Genomic DNA, 19,000 nt, shown 5'->3' on the forward strand with positions numbered 1-19,000 from the left:
TTTCTTTATTAGTTATCTTTGTAATGGGGTGGATTTTTAATTGTTACACGACGGTATACAATTAATACCACGGCAATGACGATGGCAATTACAGATACAAGTTGTGCTGCACGAAGTTCGCCCACTACATACAAGCTATCTGTCCGCATTGCTTCGATAAAAAAGCGACCAACTGAATACCAAATCATATAGAAGAAAAACATTTCCCCGCGCACTAAATTAACCTTCCGAAGCAACAGTAAAATGATAATACCAACTAAACTCCACATAGATTCATACAAAAATGTTGGGTGATAATAAGCTCCATCTATGTACATATGATTGATAATCCAATCAGGAATGAATAAATTCTCTAAAAACGTACGTGACACTTCTCCACCATGTGCTTCTTGGTTAATAAAATTCCCCCAACGGCCTATAGCTTGACCAATTAAAATACTTGGCGCTAAAATATCCGCTACTTTCAAAAATGAAGTATTGCGCTTTTTCGTAAACAAATACGCAACAATAACCGAAGCAATCAAAGCACCATGAATTGCGATTCCACCATTCCAAATCGCAATAATCTCTCCAGGATTGTTTTTATAATGATCCCACTCAAATGTCACGTAGTAAATGCGTGCGCCGACTATCGCAAGCGGCACTGCCCATATTAATAAATCTGTTAAAAATTCGACATGAAGTCCTCGTTTAACCATCTCACGCTGGCCTACTAAAAACGCAATGACAATCCCTGCTGCGATGATTACGCCATACCAACGGACCGAAATTGGACCGAGTGAAAAAGCGACTGGGTCGATTGTAGCTAATAATGAAAACATTTTGTGCACCTTCCCATTCGCTTAGTTTGTATCTTGTGCAATAACGTCATTAAGACGATTCGAAAATTCTTCAGCCGCATTAACACCCATTCGTTTTAACCGATAGTTCATCGCTGCTACTTCGATAATAACGGATAGATTTCGTCCAGGACGAACTGGAATTGTCAGCTTCGTTAAATCAGTATCAATAATTTTCATCTTCTCTTCTTCTAATCCTAAACGATCATAAGTTTTATCTTGATCCCATATTTCCAAATCAATGACCAATGAAATTCGTTTAAATGTACGAACTGCACTCGCACCAAATAGCGTCATAATATCAATGATGCCCACTCCACGGATTTCAAGTAAATGTTCGATTAATTTTGGCGCAGATCCAACTAAGGTATTTTCACCTTCTTGATGAATTTCCACGCAGTCATCGGCAACTAAACGGTGACCTTTTTTAACCAGTTCAAGCGCTGTTTCACTTTTACCGACTCCACTTTTACCGGTTAATAAAACACCGACGCCATAAATATCGACAAGTACACCATGAACTGCTGTGGTGGGTGCTAATTTACTTTCCAAAAAGTTGGTCAGTAAACTTGAAAAACGCGTTGTCGACATAGGGGTTGTCATAACTGGCACATGCCGGTTGCTCGATGCGGTGATTAACTCTTGTGGCACAGGTACGCCATGTGAAACTATAATTGCTGGCGTGTCATCTGTACAAAGCTTCAACATTCTCTCTGAACGCTCTTTAGGTGTCAACATCGCAAAAAAAGAAAGCTCTGTTTTCCCGAGCAATTGTACACGGTTAGCTGGATAATGCGTAAAATATCCCGCCATTTCCAAACCCGGTCTCGAAATATCACTGATGGGAATATGACGACCAATGCCTTCTTCTCCGCTGATTAAATCTAGGTCAAACATTTTCATGACTTGTTTTGTCGTTACTTGCCCCATTCTTTGCTCCTCACTTCCTATCCACACATTATTTCGAATTTTATCGAAATAGCTAGTATTGCATGCGGTTTGCTTTCATTTTATCATGAATAAAATATATTTGAAGATTTTTGTCCCCTTCCTCCTTTCCCTTAGCTATATAACTGGAAAAAGGAGGAGATTTAAAATGAATATACTAATTGATGCCGGACACGGTCCAAATACACCTGGAAAGCGCTCACCTGATGGTAAGTTGAAAGAATTTTACTTTAATGCTGCCGTAGCAGAAGAAGTTAAAAAACAATTATTATTAGATGGTCATCGCGTTATTTTCAGTCATCAGCCCGATTTAGACGTCCCTTTGCATGAACGAACCAACCTTGCAAATCGATTAAAAGTGGATTTAGTAGTTTCGATTCACGCTAATGCAGCTGGTAATACATTTAGTTCTGCAAATGGTGTGGAAACTTTTATTTACACTAAATCGCAAAAAGCTACACAACAACTGGCAACGATGGTTCAACAATCGCTAGTGTTAATTACGGGTCGTAAAGATCGGGGGGTCAAACAAGCTGACTTTGCCGTACTGCGTGATACACATATGCCAGCTATTCTCGTTGAATGTGGTTTTATGACACATAAACAAGAAGTGGAATTGCTCAAGTCATCACTTTACCGAAAGCGTTGCGCACAAGGTATTTGCTTTGGCATTGCCTGCTTTGAAAACAGTCTTTAACGTTTCACGCGAAAGCCTCTTCGGCTTTCGCGTTTTTCTTATAGATAAATTTAAATTCTGCTAAACTAATGTTAAGAGGTGACAATATGAACAAAACCATTGGAATACTGGCACATGTTGATGCTGGGAAAACCACATTTTCAGAGCAATTGCTTTATCATACAAAAAGCATTCGGGAGCGTGGCCGCGTTGATCACCAAAACGCTTTTCTCGACAGTCACAGCATTGAAAAAAGTCGTGGCATTACCATTTTTGCTGATCAAGCAACATTTTCTTTTAAGAACTCAACTTATTTTCTCATTGATACACCTGGACACGTCGATTTCTCATCTGAAATGGAACGTTCAATTCAAGTAATGGATTACGCCGTTATTATCGTCAGTGCTGTTGATGGTATTGAAGGACATACAGAAACCGTTTGGGAACTTCTTCAAAAACATAAAGTCCCCGTTTTTTTCTTCATTAATAAAACTGACCGTGAAGGAGCAAATCCAGCGCAAGTGTTAAAAGAAATCCAAACGGAGTTTTCAAAAAATGCGTTTGATATTACATTTAATTTCCAAACTGGACAAATGAATGAATCTTTAATCGAATTTATTGCTGAGCGAGATGAAGAGTTATTAGCACTGTATTTAGAATCAGAATACGACGAAACTCTTTGGCTTGAACGTTTTCAAAGCTTGATTGCTAAAAATCAAATTTATCCATGTGCTACGGGTTCCGCTTTGCAGGATACCGGCATTTTGGAATTCTTGCACCAACTTGATCAATTGACGGTTACTTCATATGAAAAAGATGAGGCATTTGGAGCACGGATTTATAAAATTCGCCACGATGAAAACGGCAACAGAATTTGCTTTTTGAAAGCTTTTAGCGGAACACTGAAAGTTCGCGATAAATTATCATACGGCACGCAAGGTTTAGAAGAAAAAGTATCGCAAATTCGAATGTATAACGGCAAGAAGTTTCAAACAGTTGAACAAGCTGTTGCAGGTGAACTGTTCGCAATTGCCGGTTTAACAGAAGCTGAAATTGGTGATGCTATTGGTAATTGTCCTGATGATAACAAATCAGCAGTTCTACCTACTTTAAAATCAACAGTCCTTTTTGATTCAACGATTTCTGTAAAAGAAGTGCTGGCGAGTTTTCAGCTATTGGACGCAGAAGATCCTTCTCTATCGGTTTACTGGGATGAACACTTTCAGAAAATACAAATTCAAGTTATGGGCATTATTCAATTAGAAGTATTAGAGCAAGTTGTTCTCGAACGTTTTGGTTACCCCATCCAGTTTGGCGAACCAGAAATTCTTTATAAAGAAACAATTAAAACGGCAGTTATGGGCTATGGCCATTTTGAACCACTTCGCCACTATGCAGAGGTGCATTTAAAACTAGAACCTGGCGAACGTGGCAGTGGCTTTCAAATTGATAATACTTGTCACGCCGATGCGTTATCTACCGGCAATCAAAATTTGATTCTTCATCACTTGACTGAACGCAATCATCATGGAGTATTAACGGGATCTTCTTTGACGGATGTTAAAGCTACTTTAGTAACTGGACGTGGACACAATCAGCATACATCTGGTGGAGATTTTCGAGAAGCCACTTTTCGTGCACTTCGACAAGGATTGGAACAAGCTCAAAACCAATTGCTTGAACCCATGTACCGGTTCAAAATCAAAGTGAATCTCGATCAGATGGGAAAAGTGCTATCAGACATTCAACAGGCGTTTGGAAGTTTTGAAACGCCAGAAACCTTTGAAGAAAAAACAACGATTGAAGGTCGTGTACCAGTTGCGACATTTATGAATTACAGCACTGAATTTGCTGCATGGACTCATGGCAAAGGATCACTCAGTTTACTATTTGATGGGTATGATTTATGCCACAATGAAGCTCATGTAATTTCCAAGATGGGCTACGACAAAAATGCCGATCCGCTTTATACTTCAACTTCTATTTTTTGTGCTAAAGGGCAAGGTTATAAAGTTCCGTGGGACCAAGCAGAAAAAGCGATGCATTGTTTGTAACATCACATCTAGATGAAAAGAGGGATTGACTATGTACGAACCGAAAACAAAAGAAACCGATAAAGACGTTATTGAATTTATCGAATCGGTTGAATCTGCTAAAAAACGGCAAGATGCTTATAAATTACTAGAACTATTTGAGCAAACAAGTGGATATCCTCCTAAAATGTGGGGGCCGAGTATTATTGGCTTTGGTTCTTATCATTATGTCTACAAAACAGGCCATGAAGGCGATGCTCCACTTGTTGGTTTTTCTCCACGTAAAGCGAAAATTAGTTTGTATTTTGCGACAGGTGATGAAAGTCGTGGTCCTTTACTCGAAAAATTGGGCAAGCACACTAGTGGGAAATCTTGTGTTTACATTAATAAAACCGAAGACATCGATTTAGATGTTCTTCAACAACTAATCAGCCAGTCCATTGAATTTTTGCAGAACCTATATCCCGAACAAAAATAATGTTAGATAAGTATGCATAGAAAAGCCGACACAAATGATTTGTGTCGGCTTTTTTTGCTAGTTATTCGATTGTTAAATAACGAAGTAATACGGAACCCGTTTTGGTTTCGCCATAAACTAGTAGTGGAGCTGCAACTGGTTCTGTTCCTTGTTTTGAGAAACGAATCGACTTTTGCATAAACTGTCCTTGCTCATGTGTAGCATCGATGTCCGAAAGCAAAACATCCATTTTGCCAAGGTTAGATGAAACTTCACCTTTAAGCGGCAAATGTGCTGGAATGTAAATTTCTACATTTCCTGCTAAAGTTTTTGTTTCAAGTTTACGTGCTTCTTTGCATCTTGTCGTAGCAACAATATTGCCGTTCAGTGACTTAGCTACGATTGTTTGTATATCGCCATCCACATAAATACGACCGTTTAAAGTTTCAGCTTCTAACACTTTCCCTTTGGTTTCATTCACATGGATCGCACCATTAGCAGTTTCTAACTCCGCATCAGCAAATTCTACATTTTTTAAATCAATTTTGCCGTTTGCTGTTTTTACTTTCACCAATTCTGCATTTAATCGCTTCATGGTAAATCCACCATTAAACAAGCGTGCCGTAATGTGCTCATATGCAGCTTCAGGTACATAAAGAACGACATTTACTTGCGTCGTTTTCAAATCACTAATGATTCGTAATTTATGGTCATCCGCGATAAAAACAAATTTATCAAGGAAATCTTCTTTCGCATGCGCTACAGATTCTGAACGATATGCTTTTACGCTACATTCTGCACGTAACAAACCATCTTGTGATGGAAAAATCTCCAATTGACCATTCGCAATATCTGCAATGATGGTATTCAAATCGGTCATTTCATCGGTAAAGGTATGATGGAATTGCACAGCTTCCCCAAATGGCGAATCAAACTCCATTGTTTTTAACTTGCCGACAGAAGTTTGCATGAACTCCATCATGCGATTGCCAAAGTCATTAATGTCTCGTGAAACATTCTTTGAGACATTCTTCGAAACATTTTTAGATACATTTTTTGAAAAATCTTGCGATACTTTTTTAACAATGTCTTCGGGTCTGAAAAAACCACGCTTGCTTGTTTTGTCACGTTGATTGTTACGGCCGTAATTTGGTTCATTTGAAGAAGAAGAGCTGTTGCCATCTATTGCACGCAACAATTCAACTGCTTCACGTGCTGAAATCGTACCGTTCTCAACCATGTCTAAAATGCGTTCTTTTTCGCTTTGCATGTATTGCGGCCTCCTCTTTTTCTGAATATTGATAAGCCATAGCTCAACTAATAAACAGATAGGTTCTATTACTTGATACGTTTGTTAGCGAGAAAAGTTTCATTTGACTACTTTTTTCTTACGACTTGCGCCTTTAACTAAGGACTCCATACGTGCCCGATCCCGTTCAAGAATCGGTTTTAAATACTTTCCAGTATAAGAATTATCAACAGCTGCAATTTCTTCAGGAGTACCTGCTGCTAAAATGGTTCCGCCTTTGTCTCCACCTTCAGGGCCTAGATCAATAATATGATCCGCTGTCTTAATCACATCTAAATTGTGTTCAATGGTCAATACAGTATCGCCATTTTCAACAAGACGTTGTAACACGAGCAGTAGGCGCGAAATATCATCGGCATGAAGACCGGTCGTTGGCTCATCTAAAATATAGAACGATTTACCGTTTGAGCGTTTATGCAGCTCTGAAGCTAACTTTACACGCTGCGCCTCTCCTCCTGATAATGTTGTCGCAGGTTGTCCCATTGTAATGTAACCCAGTCCAACATCAACAATGGTCTGTAATTTTCGATTAATCTTTGGAATGTTCTCAAAAAATGATAAAGCGTCTTCTACCGTCATAGCAAGTACATCGGCAATGCTTTTGTTTTTATATTTCACTTCCAAGGTTTCCCGGTTATACCGTTTGCCGTGGCAAATTTCGCAAGGTACATAAACATCTGGAAGGAAATGCATTTCTATTTTTATAATACCATCCCCGCGGCAAGCTTCACAGCGACCACCCTTGACATTAAAACTGAAACGCCCTTTTTTATAGCCACGAACTTTTGCTTCGTTTGTTGTGGCATAGACATCTCGAACGTCATCAAAAACGCCGGTATACGTTGCTGGGTTTGAGCGAGGTGTTCGACCAATTGGCGATTGATCAATTTCAATGACCTTTTCTAGCTCTTTTGTTCCTTCGATCGAATCAAATTGCCCTGGCTTTGCTTTAGCTCGGTTTAATCGGTGTGCCAATGTTTTATACAAAATTTCATTGATTAATGTACTTTTCCCTGAGCCTGATACACCCGTAACAGCTATGAATAAACCAAGTGGAATATCCACATCTACTTTTTTCAAGTTGTTTTGGTTTGCTCCACGTATTGATATTTTCCGGTCACTTGGTAGTCTTCGCTCTGCCGGCAACGGAATAAACTTCTTACCACTTAAATATTGTCCTGTTAATGATTTTTTGTTTTTCATCACTTTTTCTGGGGTCCCTGCAGCAATAATTTCGCCACCATGGACCCCTGCTCCCGGTCCAACGTCGATTAAATAATCTGCTGCCAGCATCGTATCTTCATCATGTTCGACTACAATTAATGTGTTCCCAATGTCACGCATACTTTTAAGGGTCTCAATCAAGCGGTCATTATCACGTTGATGCAAACCAATTGAAGGTTCATCCAAAATATACAATACGCCGGTCAATCTTGAGCCGATTTGAGTTGCCAAACGAATTCGTTGTGCTTCTCCACCAGATAAAGTTCCAGAGGCGCGGTTCAACGTAAGGTAGTCTAAACCAACATTAATCAAAAAGCCGATACGTTCTTGAATTTCCCGCAAAATCAATTTCGCAATTTGCATATCTTTTTCCGATAATTTTAGGTGACCGAAAAATTCATATGCTTCTACAATAGAAAACTCCGCTACGGTTCCGATGTGTAAGTTGTTTACTTTAACTGATAGAGATTCTGGCTTTAAGCGATACCCTTCACATGTAGGACATGCTTGTTGCCCCATGTATTTTTCCATTTGATCACGAATGTAATCAGATGAAGTTTCTCGGTAGCGCCGATCAACATTCGAAAGGACGCCTTCAAAATGAATGTGATTGTCTCGAATTTGACCATAATCATTTTCATAGCGGAAGCGAATTTTATCTTTTCCGGACCCACGCATGATGACATTAATATGTTCTTCGGGTAAATCACTAACCGGTATGTCCATATCAATTTTGTAATGCTGACAAACCGCTTTTAGTAATTGCGGATAATATTGTGAACTTGTTGGCTGCCATGGCACAATCGCGCCTTTATTTAATGACACATCCCAATCCGGAATAACGAGTTCAGGATCAACTTCAAGCTTCATCCCTAAGCCGTCACAGTCTGGACAAGCACCGAATGGTGAGTTAAACGAAAACATTCTCGGTTCTAATTCGCCGATGGAAAATCCACAAATCGGGCAAGCATGATGTTCACTAAACAATAATTCTTCTTGTTCCATGACATCGACTAAAACCCGTCCATCTGCTAAACGGAGAGCAGATTCTAAAGAATCACTTAAACGTGGAGCAATTCCTTCTTTAAGAATAATTCGGTCAATCACCACTTCGATGTTGTGCTTTTTGTTTTTATCCAATGTAATATCATCATCTAAGTCAATTAATTCTCCATCTACACGAACACGGACATAGCCTTGTTTTTTAATGTCTTCAAGTAATTTTAAGTGAGTACCTTTTCGGCCAGACACAATCGGAGCTAAAATCTGCATTTTGGTGCGTTCAGGATACTCTACAATCCGGTCTACCATCTGCTCGATAGTTTGGGATGAAATCTCTATGCCGTGATTTGGACAAATCGGCTTCCCAATCCGAGCAAACATTAAGCGCATATAATCGTAAATTTCTGTTACAGTTGCCACGGTAGATCGTGGGTTTTTACTCGTTGTTTTCTGATCTATCGATATGGCTGGCGATAAACCTTCGATTAAATCAACATCTGGCTTATCCATTTGCCCTAAAAATTGGCGGGCATAAGCTGACAAAGACTCGACGTATCGCCGCTGTCCTTCTGCATAAATCGTATCAAATGCTAATGATGATTTACCCGACCCAGACAAACCAGTCATAACGACCAATTTGTCTCGTGGGATGACGACATCTATATTTTTTAAATTATGCGCGCGTGCGCCTTGTATGCGTATTTCTTGTTTCTTCACATTGCATCATCCTTCCGCTTTCAATTCGAGAACCGTATCACGCAGCTCGGCAGCTCGTTCGAAATCGAGTGCTTTTGCAGCCTCTTTCATTTCGGTTTCCAACAAGCTGATCAGTTTTACGCGCTCTTCTTTTTTGAGCTTTTTGCCTGTTACTGCTTTTGAAATATATTCTTCTGACTCTTCTGCCGCATTTGTCGCGCGGATGACGTCACGAATTTTCTTCTGTATGGTAATCGGTGTTACACCATGTTTTTCGTTATATTCAGCTTGGATAGTACGGCGTCGCGTGGTCTCATCCATCGCTTTTTGCATGGAATCAGTTATTCTGTCAGCGTACATGATGACTCGACCATTTGCATTTCTCGCCGCTCGTCCCATTGTTTGGATAAGTGATCGTTCAGATCGTAAAAATCCTTCTTTGTCAGCATCCAAAATGGTCACCAACGAAACTTCTGGAATATCTAACCCTTCACGCAACAAGTTAATCCCAACAAGTACGTCATAAACACCCATCCGCAATTCGCGAATAATCTCAATGCGTTCGAGTGTTTTGATTTCGGAGTGTAAGTAATTCACTTTAATACCTGCATCTTTTAAATAAGCTGTTAAATCTTCCGACATTTTTTTCGTTAATGTCGTGACTAATACACGCTCATTTTTTTCTGATCGTTGACGAATTTCGTCCATTAAATCATCAATTTGACCTTCAATTGGACGAATTTCAATTGTCGGATCCAGCAAACCTGTCGGACGAATAATTTGTTCAACCATTTCAGGTGTATGTTCTAATTCATAAGGTCCTGGTGTAGCGGACACGAAAACTGCTTGGCTAATATGTTCTTCAAACTCTGTAAATGTTAACGGTCGGTTATCCATAGCTGAAGGCAAACGGAAACCATGATCAACTAGTACTTTTTTTCGTGCTTGGTCACCATTAAACATCCCGCGCACTTGCGGCAATGTTACGTGGCTTTCATCCACGACTAGTAAAAAGTCCTCTGGGAAATAATCAATTAATGTATACGGCTGCGCACCTGCAGGACGAAGTGTCAAATGGCGTGAGTAGTTTTCAATCCCCGAACAAAAGCCCATTTCCCTCATCATTTCCAAATCATAGCGTGTGCGTTGCTCAAGTCGCTGTGCTTCTAATAATTTATCTTCTGCACGCATTTCTTTTAGCCGTTCTTCTAACTCTACTTCGATATTTTCAATGGCTTTAACCATTTTATCTTCACGCGTAACAAAGTGAGATGCTGGGAATATCGCAACATGGTCGCGTTCACCGATAATTTCACCTGTCAGTGCATCTACTTCACGAATGCGATCAATTTCATCGCCAAAAAACTCAACACGTAAACATCTTTCATCACGTGATGCTGGGAATATTTCTACCACATCTCCCCGAACACGGAAAGTTCCGCGGATAAAGTTAATATCGTTGCGTTCGTATTGAACATCGACTAACTTTCTCAATAATTGATTTCGCTCGATTTCCATGCCTTTACGTAAAGAAACTACCAACTCACGGTATTCTTTAGGCGATCCAAGTCCATAAATGCAAGAAACTGAAGCGATCACAATTACATCATCCCGTTCAAATAACGAACTAGTTGCAGAGTGACGCAATTTATCAATTTCATCGTTAATGCTCGCATCTTTTTCGATAAATGTATCGGATTGAGGTACGTAGGCCTCGGGTTGATAGTAATCGTAATAGCTGACAAAATACTCTACAGCATTGTCGGGAAAAAATTCCTTAAATTCGCTGTAGAGCTGGCCTGCTAAAGTTTTATTGTGAGCCATGACAAGTGTTGGTTTTTTCACTTGCTGAATGACGTTTGACATTGTATACGTTTTCCCTGTACCCGTTGCTCCCAGTAAGGTTTGGCAACGCTTGCCGTCGATGATGCCTTGAGTCAATTCAGCAATCGCTTGTGGCTGATCGCCCGCAGGTTCATATGGGGCTTGCAGATTAAATTCTTGTTTCATGATGAGGCATCCTCCCATTCTTTCAATACTTCTACTTTAACATATGCCCTAAAAAACCCCTAACAAAAAGCGAACGTATGTTTTTTATCAAGAAATAAGAAAGAAATATCCAGTATAAAATGAGCAACTATCTAAAGGAAGGGAATTGCTTTTATGTATTGGGCATAGAAAAAAGGCAACTAGATTAATTCTAGTTGCCTTTTTTCTAGCTATTTTCAAACAGCTATTTATTCAGTTTCTTCGTGATTTAAAGTTTGTAATTGCGCTGTGTATTTAATGAACGCTTGTTGATCGTGATTGTCCAAGGCTTCATCGATGAGTGTCATGAGTTGCTCTTCCTGTTGAGAACGGTGAACATGTTTTAAGAACAGATCTAAATAGATATCATTTAGCAGCTTTTCTGCTTCCGTAATTTTTTTTGTTTGAGCCATTGCCTTCATGAAATCAGCATAAGAATAATAGTTTTCCATTCTTCTTCACCCCGAATGCTTTTCATTAGTATACATGAAAGGAATAATAAAAATCAAGACTTATTTGAAAATTACAATTAAATAGAAAAAAGTTTATTTTCAAACTAATTAACATTGCCAAATTTCCATTTTTTATTATAATAGGGTATGTAAAGTAAATTTAGGGGGTTATTCTTCATGAGTAAAAAGAATCACAGACCGTCTTCGTATACGATTTGCACAAATACGTATGCCCTTTTACCCTATACAGACGGCCATCGCACCTGGATGCGTGTGATTGAAGATCGCAATGAATTTGTGGTTGAAGACGCTGTTTACAAAACGGTCACGACTTCCTGCCGCTTTTATCGTGCATCACTAGAAAGCGCCACACTTTATGCTCAAAAAGCTGTCGGTGTTAAACATAAGCCCCCCATTATTGTAGGTGAGTATTACGGCAATCCACTTATTTTCTTTCCGACACACTCTCCTAAAAACAAAGAATGCGTTTGGTTTAATTACGACGCCATCGACCTTATCGAAAGTGATAGTAGTGGTAAAGGAAGCATTATTTATTTAAGCAATAATGTAACCGTTTATTTAGATGTATCGCCTATTGCTTTACGAAATCAACATTCTTTCGCTGGTTCCCTTCGTCGTTTTTTCAAAAAGGCGCAGCGTGTTCATAATCGTCCAATGGCTTATGTGACAACACGTACATTTCCCCCACGCAAACAGCAGCATCTTGAGTGAGTTTGATACTCATTTTAAATTGCATAGTAAAAGAGCTTTCGATTAAAGTTAAAGACTTTAATCGAAAGCTCTTTTTTTGCACCTGAATGTTGTTTCAATGCACCTTTTACTCCTACTTTATTGAACGGTAAGCCCATAGTGATCCTACGAAGAATACAGAAGAAACCCACATATAAGGTTCATTCCAGAACCAAACAGAAACTGAAATTCCAACGAATGATAGGATTGTGAAAACTCCCGCAAACATACGAGATTGCAAGTCACGGCGGTATTCACGTTCTTTGCCATCCCGGTTTTCAAAATAGCGACGGAGACGCTCTGGTTCTTCTAAATAATTAATCACTTTCTGCGGGAAAACGCGTAATGGACCAGTTCCATTTAATACCCAGCGAAGAACATCTTCTTTGCCAAACATCCCTTTGCCTTCTTTTTGTGACGAAGCCCATTCCAAAATTCGTGGTCGAGCCAATGCCATTAAATCGACATTGGGATCTAAAATATGCAGGACTCCGACAAAAATAGAAGCTGCTCGTCCAAAAAAGGCAAATTCAGCTGGTAATTGTACCGGTTGTGTACGGACAATCTCTTGAATATCGTCGAGTAAACGTTCGACTACAAAACTGTCCATCTGTGACAATTCGTTTGACTCATATGCTTCCACAAGTCGTGAAATAGCATCTTCTAACACAGCGCGATCTGCCTGTGGCAATAAAAAACGTAGTTCTTCCAATGCATCCAGTACTTGTTCGTAATTTTTAAAAATAATTCCTTCTGCTGCACGTAATACGGATTGAGAATCTTTTTTAGTAATCGTACCAATCATCCCAAAGTCAATTAACACAATTCCACCATTCGGTTCAAGTAAAATATTGCCGCCATGTGGATCGGCATGGAATTGGCCGCCGTATAAAATTTGTTCTAAAAATAAGATAAACAAACGTTCAGATATTTCATGTCGATCTAAGTCATTTTTTTCGATAAAAGCTAAATCTGTAATTCGTGCTCCTTCAATCCATTCCATCACCAACACTCGACGTGTGGTAAATTCATCAAAATACATTGGAATTCTTACTCCTTCCATCGCATCAAAGCGATCGGAAAAAGAACGGCCATTTTGAAGCTCTTTTAGGAAGTTTAATTCATTGCCAATGGTTTCGGTCATTTCTACGTACAATTGCTTAAAGTCAATTTGTTTACCAAACGGGGTAAATTTTTCAGCTAACCATATTACAATGCGAATAGCTTTAAAGTCAGCACGTAATATTCGATCCGTTCCTGGTCGCTGAACTTTGACTGCGACTTCCAAACCATTTTTCAGTACCCCTTTGTATACTTCTCCAATAGAAGCAGAAGCGACTGCTGATTCCGATAGATGGTCCAAATAATCCGTATGAGTCGTATTCCATTCTTGTTCAAGTACAGAGACAATGTCTTGTCTCGGAACAGATGGGACACGGTCTGTTAAGCCTTCTAATTCTTCAAGAAACGACGGAGGCATGATGTCCGCTCGCGTTGAGAGAAACTGCCCTAGTTTAATCATAAGTCCACCCAGCTTTAATGCGAGGTTCTTATATTCTTTTGCTTGCTTTGTAATCATCTCATTCCATCTTTTTTCAACTAACGGAGTCCATTTGCCTCGATTGCGCTTTTGGAAAATCGTTACTTGTAAAAAGATTTTGACTGCCAACCAGACAATCCGGAAGATACGTATAAACGTTACTTGATTCATAAATGCAGTCCCTCCCATGGAGTTCATTATAGAGTCTGATGGCGAAATAGTCCAAAAAGTGATATGTTTTTAGTGGATGGAACGATACTAGGGGGATGAAAAATGGACACAATTCATTATGAACAACGCAACAACTTAGCTTTTATCACATTAAATAGACCTGAGGCCATGAATGCTTTTAACTATGACATGTTAAATGAGCTTGGCCAGGTTGTAGAAGCAATCCGCATTAACCCAGATATTCGCGTTGTTATTTTTACTGGTGCAGGGGAAAAAGCATTCAGTGTAGGTGCGGACTTGAAAGAACGCAAAAATTTAACCGAGCAACACGTTAAACGCAATATCTATAAAATTGGAGAAGTGTTTTCCACAATCGAGAACTTACCACAACCAACTATTGCCATGATTAATGGCTTTGCATTTGGAGGGGGAATGGAATTAGCACTCGCCTGTGATTTCCGAATTGCAACCGACGATACACTTCTCGGACTAACTGAAACCAGTTTAGGCATTATTCCTGGAGCTGGCGGTACTCAACGTCTACCTCGCTTAATCGGCGAGACAAAAGCACTGGAATTGATATTGACTGCACGTCGCTTGAAATCTGCTGAAGCATTAGATTACGGATTGTTAACGCGGATTGCAGCCCGTGAAGAACTTGCTGAAGTGACGGGTAATTTTGCCGATTCTATTCTTGCAAATGGTCCAATCGCTCTTCAGCAAGCAAAATTCGCAATTAAGAACGGCATGAACACTGATTTACAAACAGGCCTGCAAATCGAACGCAAGGCTTATGAAATCACTATACCCACTGAAGACCGAGTTGAAGCCCTTGCCGCTTTTGGGGAAAAAAGAAAACCTGTGTTCAAAGGAAAATAACCATAAAAAAAGCGGCTTTTTCAGCCGCTTCAGCTTGTAGACAAAGTCTTATTAAACTGAATAATGATGCATAATCTTCAACTAGGCTGGCCACTTCGCTTTCCATGGGCTCAGCTTTAGCCTCCTCGTCACTGGCGTTCCTGCGGGGTCTTCAGCTTTCGCTGTCCCATAGGAGTCTTCGTGACCAACCTAGTTGAAGGTTTCCAGCTTCGATTACTATGAGGTATTTGAGAGCGCTTCACCATAAAAATAACCTATCAAAAAAATTTACCCACTCGCTTCAGGATTCGGAGCACCTAGTGGCGACTCCAGCGGAAAAGCGAAGTGGTGAGACCCCGCAGGAGCTTGCGACGAGGAGGCTCAGCGCGGAGTCCGCGGAAAGCGTCCACTAAGTGCGGAGAATCCTATATGCATACAAAATTGAGTGAATATTCTTTTGTCTACAGTCTGGAGCGGCTTTTTCAGCCGCTTTTTTCTATACGTATTTTTTCAACCAACTTATAATTTTTTCTAAACGTTCAATGCGATGACTTGGTTTATGCATATGTGAATCATTTTCTAGAAAACGGACAAATTTTGTATCCTTCTCCATATTTTCTAATTTTAAAGCCAATTGTCCTGTTTTCTCACTTGTAGAACGATCTGCTTTTTTGGTGTAAAGGAAAAGCAGCTTCGTCAATAATCCCCCATACTGGTCCCCTATTACAGCTAATCGATTTTCATCGATCCAGTCAATTGTTTCCACCACTTCAGCTATTGCATTCATCGTATCTTTATAAGCGAATTCACTTGTTGCTTTTGCAAACTCCTGGCTATAACCGTGATTTCCGCTTGGGTTAACGTAAAGAACACCATAACCTTGGGCTGCGAGTATTTGCAGTTCATGATAAAAAGTATTAGCAAACATTCCCTTCGTACCCTCGTGAACTTTTACAATTAACGGATACTTTTCACCTTCTTGAATACCAATCGGCTCTATTAACCAGCTATGTACCGGCTCCATTGAACCTATCGTAATTGTCGGTTGTCCTTCAAGCAATTTTTTGTTTTCAACGTATTCTTGATTTAAAAACGTCAACGCTTCATATTCTCCTGTTGTAATTTGTAAGCGATATAATTCTCCTGGTTGAGTCGTTGTACTGATAGCAAGAATCGCAAATTCACCATCGGATGAAACGTCATAGCCAAGCACATGCTCCATTTCAGGAGATGCTGGAAAAATCATTCCATCAAGCGATGCAAAGTATAGACGAACATCACCCATGGTAGACACTTGAAAATACAAATGATCGTCTTTAGTCCAAACAGGCTTCCCTGCCGTTATTTCTTGATGATCACTTAGTGCGTAATCTCCAATAGGTGCATCTAAACCTTCCGTTAAACAACTATTTGTTTGATTTTGTAAATCTGCGATATAAAGCTCATTTTGAGTAGCTTCTCCGTACTGTCGCTTATTTCCAAAATACGCGAGCTTTGAGTCATCATGTGAAAATGTTACCCCACTAAAATGACCTTGGTTTTCTGTAAGCATTGTATGTTCGTTAGTTTGAAAGTGATACAAATAAAGAGGTTGACCAGGTACAAAATCGTGTTGTTGTTCTTTTACTAATGCGTAAACGATTTTCTCCTCATCATGCGATATGGCTTCTAAGCGATAATGACAGTCTCCTGCTAATACTTGTTCTATTTTTTTCGACTCAATCGTTAAGAATCCTATTTGTTGATAAAACGACTCTGTAATTTGTTCTTTATCCAGTATGCCGTTAACCCAAATCTTTTTTCCACAAGGCGACCATTGGAATCGCTCTATACCAATTTCTAAATCAGTCATTTTGTTAATTTGCCCGTCTGCTACAGATAAAACGAACAATTGCTTATGACCATCTTCTTCTTCTGCTATATATGCGACAGCTGTACCGTCTACAGACCACTGCGGTAAACTGATTCGACCTTTTCCAAAAGTCCATTGACTATGCTGACGCGTTACCAAATCAATATGAAATAGATTTGCGATATACGCATCTTCCTGTTCATCTATTGTGGTATGAACGTATACTGCTCTTTTTCCATTTGGAGATATTTGAGGATCGGTCACAGAAACTACTGTTGTGATATCTTGAATTTCCACTGTTTTTTTCACCATGCATTCCCCTTTTTACATCTGACTTCTCCTACACACTCTTTAACTATAATAAAAACTTTTAGGAAAAGACACAAAGGAGTACTAGCGCACTTTTTATATGAATTAATATTTCTCTTCCATGAACTTTTCAGCTTGTAATACGAATTCAACAGTAATTTACTTCAAAAAAAGAAGCCATGCTAAATCGCATCGCTTCTTTATGATTTTATTAACATGAAGACGTGTTTATTTCTGTCTTGCCTGATCTTTCAACGATCGGCGTAAAATTTTACCTGTAGTGTTTTTCGGCAATTCTTCAAGAACTTCAAACTGTTTTGGCACTTTGTATTTTGCTAAATGCTCTGCACAGTAATCTTTCAAATCCTCAATAGAAACTGTCGGATCTTTTAGTACTACGTACGCGTTTACCTCTTCTCCAAAATCGGGATCAGGCAAACCAACTACAGCTGCTTCCAAAATAGCTGGATGTGCAAATAATACTTCTTCAATTTCTCGTGGGTAGACATTATATCCGCCTACAATGATCATGTCTTTTTTACGGTCAACAATATAAAAATAGCCTTCTTCATCCACACGAGCCAAGTCTCCTGTATACAACCAACCGTCTCGAATCGCTGCGGCTGTTTCTTCTGGCATTTTGTAATACCCTCTCATTACATTCGGTCCACGAACAATCAATTCCCCTACTTCATTTACAGCTACTTCTTCGCCTAGCTCGTTAACAACTTTGTTTTCCACATTGATAATGGATGTACCAATTGAACCTGCTTTTCGTTCTCGATCAATCGGGTTAAAGCAAGTAACAGGAGAAGCTTCTGACAAACCATATCCTTCTGAAATACGAACATTAAATTTATCTTCAAAACTATGAAGCAAAGCAACTGGCATTGCAGAACCACCTGATACGGCAAGACGGACAGTAGCAAAATCTGCTGGGTCAACATCTGGCAACTGGTTCATAAAATTGAACATCGTTGGTACTCCTGCAAAAACGGTCGCTTTGTTCGCTTTAATCGCCTCAAATACTTCTTTCGGATTAAAACGGGGCACCAAAATAATGGTTGCGCCTTGTAATAAAGGTGCGTTTACAACGACGGTTAATGCAAACACATGGAATACTGGCAAAGTTGCTACTACGCGATCGGTTTCACCAATTTGAAGATATGCTCCAACATCTCGTGCATTTGAATGAAGGTTTTGATGTGTCAGCATCGCACCTTTTGGTTTCCCAGTAGTGCCTGATGTGTATAAAATAACTGCTGTATCGTCTGCTTCAACTTCCGCAAACTCACTATTAGCTGTAGAATTTGTTAACAGTTTCGTGAAAGAATGGATTTTGCCTTTTACTGCTTCAGGCAACTGGGCCATTTTTTCTGGCGTTGTTGGATCGGTTTCACAAATAACATAAGATGCTACTGCCGGTAATGCAACATGCGCCTTTTCTATTAATGGAAGTAGCATATCAAGGGCCACGACTACTTTAGCATCGCTATTGTTAACGATGTAAGCGATTTCATCAGGCGTATAAATAGGATTAACTGGAACGGCTGTTGCGCCTAGACGCATTGTTGCATAAAGTGAGATTAAAAAATGTGGTGTATTGCCTAAAAGAAATGCGACATGGTCCCCTTTTTCCACGCCCAGTTCCTTTAAAGCTCCAGCAAAAAGCGCCACTTTTTGATCAAATTCCCCGTAGCTTGTATCTTGTCCCATAAAGCTGTAAGCTGCTTTGGCAGGATTTTGTTCTGCAATTTCATGCACACGTGTCATTAAACTCATCTTCATCCCTCTTTCGTGTTGAATGAATACTCATTCATATTTCAATCTGTGTTCATTATAAAATAAATCTTCAG

14 protein-coding genes are annotated in these 19,000 nt (G+C 39.5%); 5 read left to right on the forward strand and 9 right to left on the reverse strand.

Annotated elements, in window-relative coordinates; genetic code table 11:
* Positions 1 to 8: 8 nt before the first annotated feature.
* Complete coding sequence (gene lgt, locus GPDM_RS08290; RefSeq protein WP_008430580.1) at positions 9 to 821, reverse strand: prolipoprotein diacylglyceryl transferase; 813 nt, start codon at positions 819 to 821, stop codon at positions 9 to 11.
* 21 nt (positions 822 to 842) lie between these two features.
* Positions 843 to 1,769, reverse strand: coding sequence for an HPr(Ser) kinase/phosphatase (gene hprK / locus GPDM_RS08295; RefSeq protein ID WP_008430581.1), 927 nt, complete (start codon positions 1,767 to 1,769; stop codon positions 843 to 845).
* A 166-nt stretch (positions 1,770 to 1,935) separates the two neighbouring features.
* Between hprK and GPDM_RS08300 the strand changes: the two genes are divergently transcribed.
* The 3 genes from GPDM_RS08300 (at position 1,936) to GPDM_RS08310 (ending at position 4,974) form a co-directional block, all read left to right on the forward strand.
* Positions 1,936 to 2,484 carry an N-acetylmuramoyl-L-alanine amidase gene (locus tag GPDM_RS08300; RefSeq protein ID WP_008430583.1) on the forward strand — a complete coding sequence of 183 codons (549 nt, stop codon included), beginning with the start codon at positions 1,936 to 1,938 and terminating at the stop codon, positions 2,482 to 2,484.
* Positions 2,485 to 2,570: 86 nt separating this feature from the next.
* Complete coding sequence (locus GPDM_RS08305) at positions 2,571 to 4,517, forward strand: GTP-binding protein (protein WP_008430584.1); 1,947 nt, start codon at positions 2,571 to 2,573, stop codon at positions 4,515 to 4,517.
* Between the two features lie 31 nt (positions 4,518 to 4,548).
* Complete coding sequence (locus GPDM_RS08310; RefSeq protein WP_008430586.1) at positions 4,549 to 4,974, forward strand: DUF1801 domain-containing protein; 426 nt, start codon at positions 4,549 to 4,551, stop codon at positions 4,972 to 4,974.
* A gap of 61 nt (positions 4,975 to 5,035) precedes the next feature.
* On the opposite strand, the gene GPDM_RS08315 is transcribed toward GPDM_RS08310, so the two are convergent.
* From GPDM_RS08315 to GPDM_RS08330, 4 genes are all read right to left on the reverse strand, one after another.
* Complete coding sequence (locus GPDM_RS08315; protein ID WP_008430588.1) at positions 5,036 to 6,223, reverse strand: DUF4097 family beta strand repeat-containing protein; 1,188 nt, start codon at positions 6,221 to 6,223, stop codon at positions 5,036 to 5,038.
* A 99-nt stretch (positions 6,224 to 6,322) separates the two neighbouring features.
* Entirely contained in the window at positions 6,323 to 9,205 is a 2,883-nt protein-coding gene (gene uvrA / locus GPDM_RS08320; protein WP_008430590.1) for an excinuclease ABC subunit UvrA, read from the reverse strand.
* A 6-nt stretch (positions 9,206 to 9,211) separates the two neighbouring features.
* On the reverse strand, positions 9,212 to 11,194 hold the full coding sequence (uvrB, locus tag GPDM_RS08325; protein ID WP_008430592.1) for an excinuclease ABC subunit UvrB: 1,983 nt from the start codon (positions 11,192 to 11,194) through the stop codon (positions 9,212 to 9,214).
* A 227-nt stretch (positions 11,195 to 11,421) separates the two neighbouring features.
* A complete protein-coding gene (locus GPDM_RS08330; protein WP_008430594.1) occupies positions 11,422 to 11,664 on the reverse strand; it encodes an IDEAL domain-containing protein in 243 nt (80 codons plus the stop codon).
* 177 nt (positions 11,665 to 11,841) lie between these two features.
* Between GPDM_RS08330 and GPDM_RS08335 the strand changes: the two genes are divergently transcribed.
* On the forward strand, positions 11,842 to 12,396 hold the full coding sequence (locus GPDM_RS08335) for a competence protein ComK (protein ID WP_008430596.1): 555 nt from the start codon (positions 11,842 to 11,844) through the stop codon (positions 12,394 to 12,396).
* Positions 12,397 to 12,508: 112 nt separating this feature from the next.
* Here GPDM_RS08335 and GPDM_RS08340 read toward each other — a convergent pair whose 3' ends face one another.
* Positions 12,509 to 14,125 (reverse strand): ABC1 kinase family protein, encoded by a 1,617-nt coding sequence (locus tag GPDM_RS08340; RefSeq protein ID WP_008430597.1) that lies wholly within the window; start codon positions 14,123 to 14,125, stop codon positions 12,509 to 12,511.
* Positions 14,126 to 14,227: 102 nt separating this feature from the next.
* Here GPDM_RS08340 and GPDM_RS08345 point away from each other — a divergent pair, with 102 nt between their 5' ends.
* The gene (locus GPDM_RS08345; protein ID WP_008430599.1) at positions 14,228 to 15,004 is read left to right on the forward strand and encodes an enoyl-CoA hydratase-related protein; all 777 of its coding nucleotides are present in this window, start codon (positions 14,228 to 14,230) and stop codon (positions 15,002 to 15,004) included.
* Between the two features lie 475 nt (positions 15,005 to 15,479).
* Here GPDM_RS08345 and GPDM_RS08350 read toward each other — a convergent pair whose 3' ends face one another.
* Together GPDM_RS08350 and GPDM_RS08355 are read right to left on the reverse strand one after the other, a co-directional pair.
* A complete protein-coding gene (locus tag GPDM_RS08350) occupies positions 15,480 to 17,144 on the reverse strand; it encodes a S9 family peptidase (protein WP_008430601.1) in 1,665 nt (554 codons plus the stop codon).
* A gap of 228 nt (positions 17,145 to 17,372) precedes the next feature.
* Positions 17,373 to 18,926, reverse strand: a complete 1,554-nt coding sequence (locus GPDM_RS08355) for a fatty acid--CoA ligase family protein (protein WP_008430602.1) — start codon at positions 18,924 to 18,926, stop codon at positions 17,373 to 17,375.
* Between the last annotated feature and the right edge of the window lie 74 nt (positions 18,927 to 19,000).

The organism is Planococcus donghaensis MPA1U2, assembly GCF_000189395.1.
Taxonomy (GTDB): Bacteria; Bacillota; Bacilli; order Bacillales_A; family Planococcaceae; genus Planococcus; species Planococcus donghaensis_B.

Coding starts and splice junctions, on each gene's coding strand:
- hprK (WP_008430581.1), bottom strand. CDS start 1,769: ATGGGGCAAGTAACGACAAAACAAGTCATGAAAATGTTTGACCTAGAT.
- GPDM_RS08340 (WP_008430597.1), bottom strand. CDS start 14,125: ATGAATCAAGTAACGTTTATACGTATCTTCCGGATTGTCTGGTTGGCA.
- GPDM_RS08315 (WP_008430588.1), bottom strand. CDS start 6,223: ATGCAAAGCGAAAAAGAACGCATTTTAGACATGGTTGAGAACGGTACG.
- GPDM_RS08345 (WP_008430599.1), top strand. CDS start 14,228: ATGGACACAATTCATTATGAACAACGCAACAACTTAGCTTTTATCACA.
- lgt (WP_008430580.1), bottom strand. CDS start 821: ATGTTTTCATTATTAGCTACAATCGACCCAGTCGCTTTTTCACTCGGT.
- GPDM_RS08310 (WP_008430586.1), top strand. CDS start 4,549: ATGTACGAACCGAAAACAAAAGAAACCGATAAAGACGTTATTGAATTT.
- GPDM_RS08330 (WP_008430594.1), bottom strand. CDS start 11,664: ATGGAAAACTATTATTCTTATGCTGATTTCATGAAGGCAATGGCTCAA.
- uvrB (WP_008430592.1), bottom strand. CDS start 11,194: ATGAAACAAGAATTTAATCTGCAAGCCCCATATGAACCTGCGGGCGAT.
- GPDM_RS08335 (WP_008430596.1), top strand. CDS start 11,842: ATGAGTAAAAAGAATCACAGACCGTCTTCGTATACGATTTGCACAAAT.
- GPDM_RS08355 (WP_008430602.1), bottom strand. CDS start 18,926: ATGAGTTTAATGACACGTGTGCATGAAATTGCAGAACAAAATCCTGCC.
- GPDM_RS08300 (WP_008430583.1), top strand. CDS start 1,936: ATGAATATACTAATTGATGCCGGACACGGTCCAAATACACCTGGAAAG.
- GPDM_RS08305 (WP_008430584.1), top strand. CDS start 2,571: ATGAACAAAACCATTGGAATACTGGCACATGTTGATGCTGGGAAAACC.